The organism is Segetibacter sp. (assembly GCF_025963695.1).
Lineage (GTDB): Bacteria > Bacteroidota > Bacteroidia > Chitinophagales > Chitinophagaceae > Segetibacter.
This window is the reverse complement of the sequence record NZ_JAOQAH010000031.1, coordinates 1-15,011: the sequence shown is the minus strand read 5'-3', so window position 1 is coordinate 15,011 and position 15,011 is coordinate 1. Positions and strand designations below refer to the sequence as shown.

General features: G+C 41.4%; 9 protein-coding genes. All 9 read left to right on the top strand.

Annotation, left to right across the window (positions count from 1 at the left end):
• Positions 1-10 precede the first annotated feature (10 nt).
• A complete protein-coding gene (locus JWR87_RS04675) occupies positions 11-1,873 on the top strand; it encodes a RagB/SusD family nutrient uptake outer membrane protein (RefSeq protein WP_297816176.1) in 1,863 nt (620 codons plus the stop codon).
• A gap of 96 nt (positions 1,874-1,969) precedes the next feature.
• A complete protein-coding gene (locus JWR87_RS04670; RefSeq protein WP_297816174.1) occupies positions 1,970-3,394 on the top strand; it encodes a Gfo/Idh/MocA family oxidoreductase in 1,425 nt (474 codons plus the stop codon).
• A gap of 126 nt (positions 3,395-3,520) precedes the next feature.
• Positions 3,521-4,360, top strand: a complete 840-nt coding sequence (locus JWR87_RS04665; RefSeq protein WP_297816172.1) for a ThuA domain-containing protein — start codon at positions 3,521-3,523, stop codon at positions 4,358-4,360.
• A gap of 68 nt (positions 4,361-4,428) precedes the next feature.
• Positions 4,429-5,577, top strand: a complete 1,149-nt coding sequence (gene dgoD, locus JWR87_RS04660) for a galactonate dehydratase (RefSeq protein ID WP_297816170.1) — start codon at positions 4,429-4,431, stop codon at positions 5,575-5,577.
• 262 nt (positions 5,578-5,839) lie between these two features.
• Positions 5,840-7,150 (top strand): MFS transporter, encoded by a 1,311-nt coding sequence (locus JWR87_RS04655; protein WP_297816168.1) that lies wholly within the window; start codon positions 5,840-5,842, stop codon positions 7,148-7,150.
• Positions 7,151-7,459: 309 nt separating this feature from the next.
• Positions 7,460-8,566 carry a galactonate dehydratase gene (gene dgoD, locus JWR87_RS04650; RefSeq protein ID WP_366090176.1) on the top strand — a complete coding sequence of 369 codons (1,107 nt, stop codon included), beginning with the start codon at positions 7,460-7,462 and terminating at the stop codon, positions 8,564-8,566.
• Positions 8,567-8,874: 308 nt separating this feature from the next.
• Complete coding sequence (locus JWR87_RS04645) at positions 8,875-10,134, top strand: mandelate racemase/muconate lactonizing enzyme family protein (protein WP_297816164.1); 1,260 nt, start codon at positions 8,875-8,877, stop codon at positions 10,132-10,134.
• An 83-nt stretch (positions 10,135-10,217) separates the two neighbouring features.
• Positions 10,218-13,358, top strand: coding sequence for a SusC/RagA family TonB-linked outer membrane protein (locus JWR87_RS04640; RefSeq protein ID WP_297816162.1), 3,141 nt, complete (start codon positions 10,218-10,220; stop codon positions 13,356-13,358).
• 42 nt (positions 13,359-13,400) lie between these two features.
• Entirely contained in the window at positions 13,401-14,939 is a 1,539-nt protein-coding gene (locus tag JWR87_RS04635) for a SusD/RagB family nutrient-binding outer membrane lipoprotein (protein ID WP_297816160.1), read from the top strand.
• Positions 14,940-15,011: the final 72 nt, after the last annotated feature.

Here is a 15,011-nt window from a genome sequence, read left to right as displayed (position 1 = left end):
AAGATTAAAAATGAGAACAAATTTGAAATATATAAAGATCATCGGGGTTCTTACAATTATGATAGCTTTCGCTACCAGTTGTAAGAAAGAGTACCTTGAACCAGAGCCGCTTTCGTTTTATGAACCTTCTGCTACTTATGTTGATGCTACAGCGATGCGTGCTGCCTTAGCTGCCTGTGCCAGGAACCTGAGGTTTGAGTACTATGGTGGAAATCCGGCAATCCTTACTGAAATGCTTTTTACAGAGATTGCTGTTGAAGGCATCACAGATAAATCAGGACCTGCACAAGATCTAAACCTGCAGATTACCCCCGACGGTGTTCAGTTCGATGATGATGACCATAATAAGATTTATGTTTATTGGAGAGAAGGATATAGCGGAATCAAATACGCAAACACCGTTATCTCAAGAATTAATGATGCCACGTACGCGTCTCCTGCTGAACGTAATGCTATTTTAGGTGCGGCCTACTTTCATAGAGCACTTCGGTATTATAAACTAACACACCAGTTTGGAGATGTGCCAGCTATCATGAAAGAAATTACTGCTCCAAGACTTGACTTTTATTCTACCAAACGGGAAGTTATCCTTCAAAAAATTAAATTGGATCTTGATTCTGCTCTTTTATGGACTTCGGATAATGTGAACAAGGGTGAAGTAACCAAAGGGGCGGTAGCACATCTACTTACAAAAGTAAACCTGGCTCTGGGAGATTTTGACGGTGCTATTACTGCAGCTAATGTCGCCATCAACGGGCCTTATAGTTTAATGAAAGGTAATTTCGGTAGTGCGCCTGGGCCACTTCAATTTGTACCCGGCTCGCCAACACCTGTTTCTTTGCCTCATAATGTAATTTGGGATCTTCACCGGCCTGAAAATAAATCCATTGCTGCAAATAGGGAAGGATTGTATACGATCATTGACAGATTTGGAGACGGACAATTTGGTACTGGTATGACTATAATGCGCCAGGCAGTTCCATTCTGGGGTACAACTATAAATACACCGACCGGTAAAAAAGGAACCTATGATAACTTGACAGCTGAGTTCATCCAGTCAAATTATGTAGGAAGGGGTATAGGAAGAACACGTCCCAGTAATTATGCTCAATACGAAATTTGGAATGATCCCAACGACTTGAGGCATGCTAAAGGCAACTGGATGAATATGGAGGATCTTCTTTACAACGAACCCGGTTTGAAGACCTTAAAAGATACCAATTATCTTAAGAACCTGCAGCTAAGAAATCCTGCTGGCGGGTTGCTTACCACTGATACTATCAGGAGCTGGTACGGATGGCCTCATTACAAAATATTCGTTGATGACGTTGAAAATTCTCCAAAGACCGGTGGTCATAGTGATTGGTACATGTTCCGTCTCGCCGAAACCTATTTGCTAAGAGCCGAAGCTTATTTCTGGAAAGGCGACCTAGGACTAGCTGCTGCAGACATAAATGCCGTTAGAACCAGGGCAGGTTGTGCACCAATAACTGCAGCTAATGTAAATATGGGTGCTATCTTAGACGAAAGAGCTCGCGAATTGTTCTTTGAAGAAAACCGCAAAACAGAAATGACGAGAATATCTTTACTTTTTGCGAAGACTGGTAAGGCAGCCGAGAATGGAAAAGTATATTCTTTAGCTAATATCTCTGAAAGCAATTATTTATACGACAGGGTTATGGCTAAGAATAATTTCTATAAACTCGGCCTTGTTACTAACCACAATGATAAATACACGATGAGTCCATATCATATTTGGTGGCCTATACCAACCCGTTCTATCAACGGAAATAGTAACGGACGTATCAACCAAAATAAGGGATACGTTGGTTTTGAAAACAATCTTCCGGCACTTGATAAAATCCCTGATTAGTCTCAATTAAGAACGGGGCTATACTTAAAAAAATTAAGTAAAAATGCGAGCTAAGAACTCGCATTTTTAACTAAACAGAATACTTAAATTAAAAAAATGACAGACATTAATAACGCTAACAGCAGACGCAGTTTTTTAAAGAACACAATAAAAGCAACTGCAGGCACAGTGGCATTGGCAGGTTTTCCTACAATTGTTCCGGCATCAGTGTTTGGTAAAAACGCCCCCAGCAATAAAATCAATATTGGCCAGATTGGTATTGGTCGTATTGCCCGCACACACGACCTGGTTGAAACCTTTAAATATGACACTGCAAATATTATGGCTGTTGCTGATGTTGACAGAACGCGTTTGGAAAGTGGCAAACAAATGATAGAAGGGTGGTATGCAAAAAAAACAGGCAAAGCAAACTACATGGATGTAAAGATCTATGATGATTATAAAGCGTTGCTTGCAAATAAAGACATTGATGCGGTTATTATAAGCACACCCGATCATTGGCATGCCCAACCTGCCATTGAAGCAGCATTGGCTGGGAAGCACATTTACTGTCAAAAGCCTACATCTCTAACTATTGAAGAAGGCCGCCAGATGAGTGACATTGTAAGAAAGTCCGGAGTGGTTTTTCAATTGGGAAGTCAGCAACGTTCGTTAGATCCATGGCCACAGTTTAAGAGAGCTTGTGAGCTTGTCAGAAATGGAAGAATTGGAAAACTACATTCAGTACATGTTGGCCTTCCTTCTGATCCATCTGGAGGAAACACTGCTGAAATGCCTGTTCCTGCAAATTTCAATTACGATATGTGGCTGGGTTCCACTCCCTATATCTATTACACTGTTGATAGGGTTCATTCACTATCCGATCCTAATTCACGCGGTGGGTGGTTGCGTTGCGAGCAGTTCGGAGCAGGAATGATTACTGGTTGGGGAGTTCATCATATTGATATTGCCCATTGGGGAATGAATACGGAATTAACTGGTCCGATCGAAATTGAAGCTACTGCTGATTTTCCGACAAAAGGGCTGTGGAATGTTCATGGAGACTATGAAGCAAAAATGAAATACGCGAACGGCGTAAATATGTTTTTGAGCAGCAAAAATCCAAACGGTATTAAATTCGAAGGCAGTGACGGATGGATCTTTGTTACCCGCGGTAATGTAGGTGTTACTGCTTCAGATCCCACATCTGGTAAAGTTGAAAAAGCTTTTAATGCAAGTAACCCTGCTTTACTTACTTCAGTTATCGGACCAAATGAAACGCATCTGTATTCAAGCCACGAACAACATGGCAACTGGTTGGATTCAATTCAAACTAAAAAACCAAACATTAGCCCGGCCGAAGTAGCCCATCGTTCATGTAGTGCGTGTCTTTTAGTACACGCAGCAATGAAAACTGAGGGCAAGTTGTATTGGGATCCGAAGAAGGAAGTTTTTAAAGATAATGTCGAAGCAAACAAATTATTGTCAAGACCACAACGCTTTCCTTACGGAACCAATTATGTTGTAAATAAGAAAGCATAAAAAAGTAGACACAGAGTCGTTCTTAATTAAATTGAAGCCGAAAGTCTTTTCATCGCAAACTGCTTTCGGGTTTTTTTCCACCCATTTTTAATCCTTGCAAATTTTAGGATACATATATCAAAGCTTATGAAAAGAGTCATTCTGTCTATATTCATTTTTCTTGTTGTCTTTTGTTCGTTAGCCCAGGCACAAAATCAGGTTAACTGGAAAAATGTGCGGGTGTTGGTTTATACAAAAAACGGTAAAGGATACGTGCATGATAATATTGCCAGTGCAGTAAAGTGCGTACAAACTCTAGGTACACAATATAATTTTAAGGTAGATACTTCGAGCAGTGCTTCAGTGATGACGGAAGCTAATCTGAAGCAGTACACCTTGCTTCTTTTCCCCAGCACCAATAATGATGTTTTTGATACAGATGCGCAACGCCTGGCATTTAGGCGTTACATAGAAGCAGGCGGCGGTTTTGTTGGCCTTCATTCTGTTACCGGTACCGAACGTAACTGGAAATGGTTTAAGATGATGATGGGCGGCACATTCTCATGGCACGCTAACTTCCAAAAATTTAAAGTCAGAATTATTGATCCTTCACATCCATCTATGGTAGGATTACCTGCAGTATGGGAAAAAGCAGACGAATGTTATTTCGCAAAAGAATTGTATCCCGGCCCACGCGTGTTGGCAGTTCATGATATCACTACATTAAACACAAGCGATTCAACACAAAAGAATTTAATTATAAAAAATGCAGGCGCCTATGCCCAGTTTTACCCCTCAGTCTGGTATTATGACTATGATGGCGGACATAGCTGGTGCACCGTATACGGGCATGATAAGAAAGACTATTCTGACCCCGTATTCGTAAAGCATGTTTTCCAGGGCATCCAATATGTAGCCAGTAAGGTTAAAGCACGAGATTTTACTAAAGCTTACGCAGACACAAGAGACACCCCTTTGCGGTACTAGTAAAAAAACATCTGCAAATAAGATTCTTACTTTTTAATTTACAGCTTTAACCATTAAGCTTTCAGCTCATGAAGATTACCAGCTACGAATTGTTCCAGGTGCCTCCCCGTTGGTTGTTCTTAAAAGTTGTAACTGATGAAGGCATTGTTGGTTGGGGCGAGCCGGTTATTGAAGGTAGAGCTGCCACGGTAAAAGTAGCGGTGGATGAAATGATGGAGAATCTCATCGGCAAAGACCCCATGAACATTGAAGATCATTGGAACGTCATGTATCGTGCGGGTTTCTATCGCGGCGGACCCATACTCATGAGTGCTATCTCTGGTATCGACCAGGCTCTTTGGGATATAAAAGGAAAATTTTACAATGCACCTATACACCAACTGATGGGCGGCAAAGCCCACACTGCCATGAAAATTTATTCGTGGATTGGTGGTGACCGACCGTCGGAGGTTGGGCAAGCCGCGAAAGCACTTATTGCCCAGGGCATTACTGCCCTTAAGATGAATGCAACAGAAGAACTGCAATACATAGACTCGTACGAAAAGATAACCCATGCCATTGCCCGCATCGATGCTGTACGCCGGGCGGTAGGCCCTTCCGTTGGTATTGGTATCGACTTTCACGGCCGGGTGCACAAGCCAATGGCTAAAATATTAGCTAAGGAGCTTGAGCCTTATCACCCAATGTTTATTGAAGAGCCGGTTTTGCCCGAGAATAATGAAGCCCTGCGCGAAATCGCGCGGCACACGGCTATTCCAATTGCTACCGGCGAACGCATGTTTTCGAGGTGGCAATTTAAAAACTTATTAAAAGACGGATATGTTGATATTATTCAGCCTGACGTCTCTCATGCAGGTGGAATTACTGAATGTAAAAAAATAATTTCGATGGCCGAAGCTTTTGATGTGGCTGCTGCTCCCCATTGCCCGCTTGGCCCTATTGCCCTGGCGGCCTGCTTGCAGGTAGATGCTACTTGCCACAACGCGTTTATACAGGAGCAAAGCCTTGGTATACACTATAACAAGGGCAACGATTTGCTCGACTACCTTACCGACAAAACTGTTTTCGACTATGAAAACGGTTATGTAAAAATTCCTGAAGCGCCCGGTCTGGGTATCGAGATCGACGAAGCGTACGTAAGAAAAATGGCAGCTATCGGACATAATTGGCGTAATCCCTTGTGGAGACATGAAGACGGTAGTGTAGCGGAATGGTAATACCGAAGTTTACCATAAACGAACAGATGTTGGTGAGCCGCCTTTATTAGCTTTAACCGTATTAAGGAAGACGATTTTTTTTGGTTACCACCTATGGGAAGATACAGCAGCATCGTTGCGTCGCACACTTGTACGCCAACAAAAAAGTGGACGGCCCATTTTATCCGGCTTTTAGGCCGATTACAGACTTAGGTCTACGCCGTCCTTTTTCTCAATATTCTGCAAAAAAGCTTTTTTATCGATTTTAAGTAGATTAATTGCCATGGAAAAACAGCTAGCTGCATCAAAATCAACCCGCGTTCGATTTGGAATGCTCGCTCTGGTGTTTGGCAACGTCATCATTAATTACATGGACCGCAGTAATATTTCTGTTGCAGCAGCCGCCATTTCCAAAGACTTGCAATTAACCCCCGTACAGCTAGGTCTTATTTTCTCCGCCTTTGGCTGGACTTATGCTGCACTTCAAATTCCCGGTGGAGTATTGGTGGATCGGATCAAACCAAGAGTTTTGTATGCGCTTTGCCTTATTGCCTGGTCCGCCGTTACATTGTTGCAGGGGTTTGTAAAAGGCTTCGGCATGTTGTTTAGTCTTCGTCTTGCAACGGGTGCTTTCGAGGCTCCATCATTTCCCATTAACAATCGCGTAGTTACTGCCTGGTTTCCGGATAAGGAAAGGGCTTCTGCTATAGCTACTTATACGTCAGGGCAGTTTATAGGCCTTGCTTTTTTGACTCCTGTACTTACAACAATAGAACATTTTCTTACCTGGCGGGGTCTTTTTATCATAACCGGTGCCCTTGGTATTGTATGGGGACTTGTCTGGTACTTCTTTTACCGCGACCCGCTTGAACACCTAAAAGTAAACCAGGCAGAACTTAATCACATACAACAGGGTGGTGGTGTTATTAACAGTTCAGCTATCAACAGCAAGCAAAAAACTTCTATCAAATGGATTAACCTTAGAGAAGTGTTTATTCATCGAAAATTATGGGGGATTTATATCGGCCAGTTTTGTGCAACCTCTACCATGTGGTTTTTTCTTACCTGGTTTCCGACTTACCTCGTTAAATACCGGGGGCTTGATTTTTTAAAATCCGGCTTTTTAGCATCGTTTCCGTTTTTAGCCGCATTTGCAGGCGTTTTACTTTCAGGGTTTCTTTCTGACTTTTTAATTAAAAAACAAGTGTCAGTAAGTGTTGCCCGTAAAACTCCCATCATTGTCGGGCTTATTTTATCTATTTCGATTATTGGTGCTAATTATGTGGATAGTACCGCGCTTATTATTTTGTTTATGACTATTGCCTTTTTTGGTAATGGACTCGCTGCAATTTCCTGGGTGTTCGTTTCAACCCTGGCTCCAAAACATTTAATTGGATTAACCGGTGGAGTATTTAACTTTATAGGTAATCTTTCTTCTGTAGTTGTTCCCCTCGTTATCGGTTTTTTAGTTAGCGGTGGCAATTTTGCTCCTGCACTTATTTTCGTCGGCGTTCTCGCTTGTATTGGCGCCTGTTCTTATATTTTTTTAGTTGGTAAAGTTGAACGGATTGAAGTTAGTGATAGCTCAAGCTAGTTATGATTTGATGAGTTTTAAGGAAAGTGGATGGAGTAGAGCTTTTGCAGTAGAAACTTAAGATGCGCGGCGGTTTACAGATGAACGAACTGCGACGCAACGATGACTCTGCCAGATACTGCGGCTTGTATAAAAATTTTCTTAAAAGGATCTTCTAACCATAAACCATAAAAAATGGAATCAACGAGAACGCCTGTTTCGCGGCGCCGAGCCATCGAGTCTGTTCTAGGTATCATTGGCGCAGGCATTACCTTGCCTGTTTCATCTTATGCTGCCCCCTCTCCCGAAAAAGTGCCTAACAAAAAGGAAGTGAGAATTACAAGACTGGAAACTTTTCTAATTAAACCCCGCTGGCTGTTTCTTAAAATACACACCGATGCTGGTGTCTTTGGTCTTGGCGAACCATTGCTAGAAGGCAGAGCATTAACTGTACAGACTGCTATTAATGAAGTTGAACCTTATTTAATTGGTAAAGATCCCAGGCACGTTATCCACCACTGGCAGGCTATTTATCGTCATGCATTTTACCGTGGAGGCCCCATTCTTACCAGCGCATTGAGTGGTATCGATCAGGCTTTATGGGATATAAAAGGCAAACTGCTGGGAGTACCTACTTACGAATTGTTAGGAGGGCCAACCCGCGACCGGGTAAGAGTATATGGCCGCGCCAGCACCCCTGATGACATAAAAAAAAGAAAGAGTGAAGGATATACAGTAATAAAAACAGGTTTAGCTCATGAACATCCTGCCAATATAGTAGAGAACCCTAGGTTTATAAAACACGCGGTTGATAGCTTTGCTGCACTAAGAGATGCTGCGGGACCCGACATGGATATAGGAATAGATTTTCACGGTAATATATCGCCGCAAACAGCGAAAGTTGTCATCAAAGAATTGGAACGGTACCAGCCCATGTTTATAGAGGAACCTTGCCAGGCGCAAAATGCCGACGTGATGGCCGATATTGCTCATGGAACGCATTTGCCAATAGCAACAGGCGAACGAATTTTTACAAAATGGGGGTTTAGAGAATTGCTTGAAAAAAAAGCTGCCAGCATTTTACAGCCCGATCTTTGCCATGCAGGCGGCATTACCGAAGGGCGCATCATTGCAGGCATGGCGGAGGCTTATTATATTCCTATTGCTCCCCATAACCCCATGGGTCCCATTTCTCTTGCTGCGGGGTTACAGCTGGCAGCAAGTATTCCAAACTTTCTTGTGCAGGAGCAGGTGTCGCTGGGTGAAGGTTATTTAAAAACCCCATTTAAACTACAAAAAGATGGTACCGTACTTATTCCTCAAGGGCCTGGTCTGGGTATAGAACTGGATGAAGACCTGATAAAGGATAAGATTGGTCACGATTGGAAAAACCCGGAGTCTTATAATTTTCTTGACGGATCAGTGGTGGATTGGTAGCCGGGCGGTTACCAGGAAACTCGTTAGAAGGAGTAATGAGATCTTAATTCTTTGTTCACTTCACTAATTACTAAGAAACAGCCAGCCCAGTTTCTTAAAAAGATGGAGATTTAAGAAAAAAGATTTAGTTTACTTTAACATTTATAGCGAATGTTCAAACCACTTCTATCTGAAGAATTATTATTAGTTAGTAAATCAGGTAAGTAGCTTCTTATTTAGCAAATTAACCAGTTACTCATTATTTAAAATAGAAGAACATTTCTTACTTAATCGATTAATAGGCCAACTCTTTAAACTGCTTGTACCATATGAGAAGAAGAAATTTTATAAAATCGGCGATGGTAGGAACGACTGCTGCCTTAGTTGGAAGCCCTTTGCTTAAAGCCAGCGCAGCTATAAGCGGGACAGCAGCATCAAAAATGAGAATAACTAAAATCAGGTATTATGCTGCTCCCGGTTATAACAAACCCCTTTTTAATCAGGCGCGTGGCATAGTTGAGATTGAAACCGACGGTGGTATTATAGGCATTGGTGAAGGCGGATCGAAAGATATGATTGAACAATGTGCCCAGATGATTATTGGTGAAGACCCGTTTAGAATTGAACATCTTTGGCAATACTTATACAGGGGTATGTTTTATCCCCCGGGACGGGAAAAGTTGCATGCGTTGGGAGCTATAGAAATGGCATTATGGGATATTAAAGGGAAGGCTTTAAATGTGCCGGTTTACGAATTGCTGGGAGGAGCGACGCGGGACTATGTGGAATGTTATGCTACAGGCTTTCGGGCTTCGAAGGCCACTACAGAGGAGCAAAGAGCAAGAGATTGCATTGAAGCCGGTTTGCGAAGCTATCGGATTGGACCTACAGGTGGAAATGGGGATGCACGGTTTGACTTTTACGAGAATGCGAAAAAAACAATTGAGTTCTGCAAGCGAATAGATGCGGCTGTAGGTGGCGGAGGTAAATGGGCAATTGATTTACACACACGTTTTGATTTAACCGAGGGAATAAAAGTTTCGAACGCGTTAGAATTGCTTGAACCTTATTTTGTGGAGGATATTGTTAGATCTGAAAATCCGGGAGTTTATAAAACCGTTCGTCAGATGACAAAAGTGCCTGTGGCAGTAGGCGAACAGTTTGGCGATCGATGGGATATTAATGAATTAATCGAAAACAGGCTGATAGACTATACACGTGTAACCCTGCCTAATACCGGAGGGATTTCAGAATTTAAAAAGATCTGCTCAATGGCCGAAACTCACTATGTGGGTATGATCCCTCACTTTACGGGTCCATTGTCATCGGCGGCTCTTGTACATGCTTTAGGCTCAAGCTCTCCCAACCGTTGTATGATGGAATTGGGGGGAGGGGAAATTGAGAAGCCCGCCTACTTTAACGAAGACTATCTCCTGTATAGAAATGGAAAATTGTATCTTAACCCTGCACCTGGATTAGGAGTGAAGTTTGATCGTAAAAAAGCAGATTTCGTGATGGAGGTAACAACTAAAACCAAATTCCCTCATCCTTATTTGTTAAGCCCCGACGGTGCTATCCATAATTGGTAAATCTGCCATTTCTCTTTTAGCTATTTGAAATATTTGTACTATCCATACTCTCTCATTTAACCTTTTTACTAAATACGATTGCCATGAAAAAAATTTTAAAACTAATCTTTTCGGTATTGTTTTTTTGCCATGGTTATGTGTATTCTCAGAATATTAATATAACCGGTAAAGTTACCGGACCAGATAACGAAAACCTTTCAGGGGTAAACGTTACTGTCAGAGGTACAAACCAGGGAACCGTTACAAATGAAAGCGGTAATTTTTCTATTAACGCGCCCAGGAACGCTAATTTGGTATTTTCTTTTGTTGGATTTGCTGAGCAAACTGTAAATGTTGGTTCACGAAATTCAATTGAGGTCAAAATGCTAACTGATACACGAAACCTTCAGGATGTGGTAGTGACAGCATTAGGCATTAGAAAAGAATCAAAACGATTGGGATATGCAACTGCAACTGTAAATGCTGATCAGATTTCAACTAACCGCACACCAAATGTCGCTAGCGGCCTTCAAGGTAAATTAGCCGGAGTAAATATTTCTACTATGGGAACTGGTCCTGCAGGCTCTGCCAAAATTCGTATCAGGGGGCAATCGTCTTTCAGCAGTGTAAATAGTCCGCTTATAGTCATTAACGGCGTACCGATGGATAATACCAACTTTGGTTTAGGAGGAGGAAACGGGTTTAGGGGCGGCCAGGTAAACAGTACTGATGGTGGAGATGGTCTTTCCAGCCTTAATCCGGATGATATAGAATCAATGACGGTTTTAAAAGGTGCTACTGCCTCGGCTTTATACGGATCAAGGGCGAAAGATGGTGTAGTAATGATCACTACAAAAACCAGGGGTGCAGGTAAGGGAATAGGGGTTGATTATAACATTAACTATACAGAAGATATTCCATTAGATTTTACAGATTTTCAATATGAATATGGGCAGGGAGAAAGAGGAGTTCGGCCTACAACTGCTTTTCCACAATCGGGGGTGTGGAGTTTTGGAGAAAAGTTTCAGCCGGGAATGACCCAGGTTTTATTTGATGGCAAAACTTATCCTTACGAGCCGGTATTTAACAGGTATAAGAAATTTTACAAAACAGGTAAAAATCTAACCAATACGATTACACTTTCAAACGGTGGAGAAAATGGTGGTTTTAGTCTTTCAATCTCCAATACAGATAATAGGGGTATTATGCCCAATTCTAAGTTCAATAGAAAATCAATTAATCTTGGGTTTACCCAAAACATTGCAAAAGGATTGTCAGTGCAGGGCAATGCGAATTATTCTAACGAGCAAAATACCAATCCTCCGCAGGTAAACACCCAGGATATGGCAGTGCCAACGGTATTGTACACTTTAGCTAATTCGATGCCTTTTTATGCAATGGAAGAAAATCAAACACTACCTAATGGTAACGAATTTGTGATGTCACGGTTTTTAGTAAGAAATAATCCCTACTATTCAGTAAATAAACGTTTTGAAAATATAACAAGAGACAGGCTTATTGGAAACATAGCTTTAAGGTATCAAATTAATAGCTGGATCTATTTGCAGGGACGGATTGCACAAGATATGTATACCCGCGGTCAGGACTATAATATACCTAATGGATATGCACCTATTCCGGCAGCCCCTACCGGGTTTATAAATGGTTCCTATACCCAGGATGTACGACGGTTTAGAGAAAGAAACTATGACTTCCTTTTAGGGGCTAATCGTAAAATCAGTGATTTTGGTGTAGATCTAACTTTGGGTGGCAATCAAATGTATCGCAGAAGTGAATACAACAGCGTGAGTGTACAAGATTTTGTTCAGCCGGGATTGTATACTATCATGAATGGAAGAGCAAAAGATCCGCTCTATAGCAAAGCTGAAAGAAAGGTGAATTCTTTATATGGCGCAGTTGAATTCTCTTATAAAAGTTTCTTGTTTTTAAATGTTACCGGGCGTAACGATTGGTTCTCTACACTTGCCCCTGCAAACAGAAGCATTTTTTACCCGTCGGTAACGGGCAGCTTTATTGTGTCGGAGGCAGTTAATAACTTGCCCGAATGGATTTCATATGCAAAAATCAGGGCGGCTTATGCTGAAGTAGGTGACGATAATGTGGCTCCTTATTCCAATGTTTTGTATTATGCTGTAAATAATAATCTTTTTCCTAACCCTTCAGGACAAAGTATACCAGTGGGTGGCATTAATGCATCACTAATTCCAAATCCTAATTTGAAGCCGTTAAGAGTATCAGAAGCTGAGTTTGGAGTTGAATTAAGATTGTTTCAAAGCAGGGTTGGATTAGATGTTTCATACTACCGCAAAATTACTAAAGACCAGATACTGGCTGCACAGGTTTCGGATGCCTCTTCATATACCAATCAACTGATTAATGTAGGTCGCAGCATAAATAAAGGGTTGGAAATGCTTCTAACCTTCTCTCCGGTTAGAACAACTTCTTTCAAATGGGATGTGAGTGCGAATGTGTCTTATAACACTTCTAAAGTTTTACAATTGGGGTTATCCCCAGCCGATACGGTAATATCAGTCGGCGGTGGTGGAGGCCGGATCGTAAAACAGGTTGTTGGCAAACCAATTGGTGCATTGTATACTTTCTTGTACCAAAGAGATGCCCAGGGCAGACAGGTATTTGATGCAAGTACCGGAAGACCTATTAGGAACAATTTCGACTCCTATGTCGGCAATGTTTTGCCAAAGTATTTTGGCGGCATAACTAACACATTAAATTACAAAGGACTGATTTTAACTACCCTGGTTGATTTTAAGTTAGGTGCTAAAATGATTGCAGGTTCAAACATGAATGCTTTACGTCACGGATTACACAAAAGAACTTTGGTGGGCCGCGCAGAAGGATATGTAATTGGAGTGGGCGTTAATCCTGACGGAAAGGAAAATGTAACCAAATCTGATCTGCAACCCTTTTACGAAACGCCAAATGTACTGGGTGTAAATGAAGACTTTGTTTTCAACTCGGGTTTCTGGAAGCTGCGCCAGGTTACTTTGGGCTACGACTTTACAAAGCATATGAGCAAATTTAAGTTTGTGAAAGGGTTAAGACTTAGTGCAGTTGCAAACAATGTAGCTATCCTAAAAAAATGGACGGAAAATATGGATCCTGAAAACATTGCTAATATTTCTGATAATGAGACAGGTCTTGATTTCTGGACTGCCGTTCCTCCTACAAGGAGTATCGGCATAAACCTAAACGTAAAATTTTAATTTGTTGAAATTATAGTAACAGCTTAATAAAAAAACCAAATCATGCAACATATTAAAACATACTTTTTGGGAATGCTTGCTGCAATCAGTTTGCTTGCAAGCTGCGATAAGGGATTCGATGAGTTAAACATTAACAAAGTTGACCCTACCACTCTTGATGCCCAATTTGTGATGAACAGGGCAATAATAGAAACGACTTACCCTGACAATTTTGCAACGCTGCAAATGCTTTGTTATGACTTTGGCATTGTTCAGCAAATTATAACGCCTTTTGGAAGTTCACTCTCGGGGGGTAATTACAACAATTTTAATCCAGGTAATTCAAGCCTCGTATGGACTAATTTCTACCGCAATGTTTTAAAACAAAATGTTGACGCTTTAGAAAAGACAAGAGGCGATGCTAACCGTACTAATTTACACAACCAGGCAAGGATATGGAAAGCTTATTCATTTATGATATTGACAGACACATACGGCGACATTCCTTATTTTGAAGCATCCAAAGGTTTTACCTCTCAAATTATTCAACCTAAGTATGATAAACAGGAATTAATTTACAAGGATATATTGAAAGAGCTGGATGAAGCTTCTGCAGCACTTGATCCTGCCAAGGCTACTTCTACCGGTGATATATTGTATGGAGGAAATATTCTGAGATGGAAAAAACTAGGGAACTCTTTATTGCTGAGAGCAGCTATGCGACTTACAAAAGTAGCCCCCGATGTAGCCAAAACGTATGTTGCAAAAGCTGTTGCCGGAGGGTTAATGCAATCAAATGCAGACAATTCTGTTTTACGCCATACCTCGCTGTTTAATAATTGGATAGCGGTGCATTTGACGGCGCGTGAAAAAGCTAATTTTTATTTAGCTAAGCCGTTTGTAGATTTTTTGAAAAATAATAATGATCCACGTCTTAAATCAATTGCTTACAGGCATGTTGGGGCAAAGTCAGGTGCAGAGCAAGCACCCCCACGTACAACAACCGATCCGGCCCTGCAAATTGGTATGCCAATGGGTTATGACGATGTGTCTATAAAAAATACTTTTTCAACCTTTGGTGTAGCAAGTTTGTATGATTACTCACAGGTAAATTTAAACACCATTCTTAAGGTAACGGCACCTGAGTATCATGTTACACATGCACAAACTCAATTGCTTTTAGCAGAGGCGGTTGTACGGGGATGGGCAACAGGTGATGCAGCAGCATTATATCAATCAGGTATAAGAGCCCACATGGAGCAGATGGTTGAATACGATGCAAGTGCTGCAATAGGTGAAAGTGCAATCAAAGCTTATTTAGATGCTAATCCACTTAACCCTGCTAATGCAATTGAACAGATCAATACTCAATACTGGGTTGCTACTTTCATGAACGGCTCTGAGTTGTTTGCTAACTTCCGGCGAAGTGGATATCCGGCATTACAAAAAAATCCTTACCCCAGTGCAGATGTTACAGGCAGTTTTATTCGCCGGATGCCTTACCCTGATAGCGAGATTATTACCAATTCAACCAATTTAAATGCTGCCATAGCGGTGCAAGGTAAAAATGATTTGAACACTCGTGTTTGGTGGGATAAATAATGGAAAGGGAGGTCAAAGAAATTCATTCTTTGTTGCTCTGCCTTAAAATTTTTGTCTTGATTAAAGCAAGGC

What these genes read in the sequence shown, in the direction of transcription:
- JWR87_RS04675 (WP_297816176.1), top strand. Translation starts at nt 11, where the DNA reads ATGAGAACAAATTTGAAATATATAAAGATCATCGGGGTTCTTACAATT.
- JWR87_RS04670 (WP_297816174.1), top strand. Translation starts at nt 1,970, where the DNA reads ATGACAGACATTAATAACGCTAACAGCAGACGCAGTTTTTTAAAGAAC.
- JWR87_RS04665 (WP_297816172.1), top strand. Translation starts at nt 3,521, where the DNA reads ATGAAAAGAGTCATTCTGTCTATATTCATTTTTCTTGTTGTCTTTTGT.
- dgoD (WP_297816170.1), top strand. Translation starts at nt 4,429, where the DNA reads ATGAAGATTACCAGCTACGAATTGTTCCAGGTGCCTCCCCGTTGGTTG.
- JWR87_RS04655 (WP_297816168.1), top strand. Translation starts at nt 5,840, where the DNA reads ATGGAAAAACAGCTAGCTGCATCAAAATCAACCCGCGTTCGATTTGGA.
- JWR87_RS04645 (WP_297816164.1), top strand. Translation starts at nt 8,875, where the DNA reads ATGAGAAGAAGAAATTTTATAAAATCGGCGATGGTAGGAACGACTGCT.
- JWR87_RS04640 (WP_297816162.1), top strand. Translation starts at nt 10,218, where the DNA reads ATGAAAAAAATTTTAAAACTAATCTTTTCGGTATTGTTTTTTTGCCAT.
- JWR87_RS04635 (WP_297816160.1), top strand. Translation starts at nt 13,401, where the DNA reads ATGCAACATATTAAAACATACTTTTTGGGAATGCTTGCTGCAATCAGT.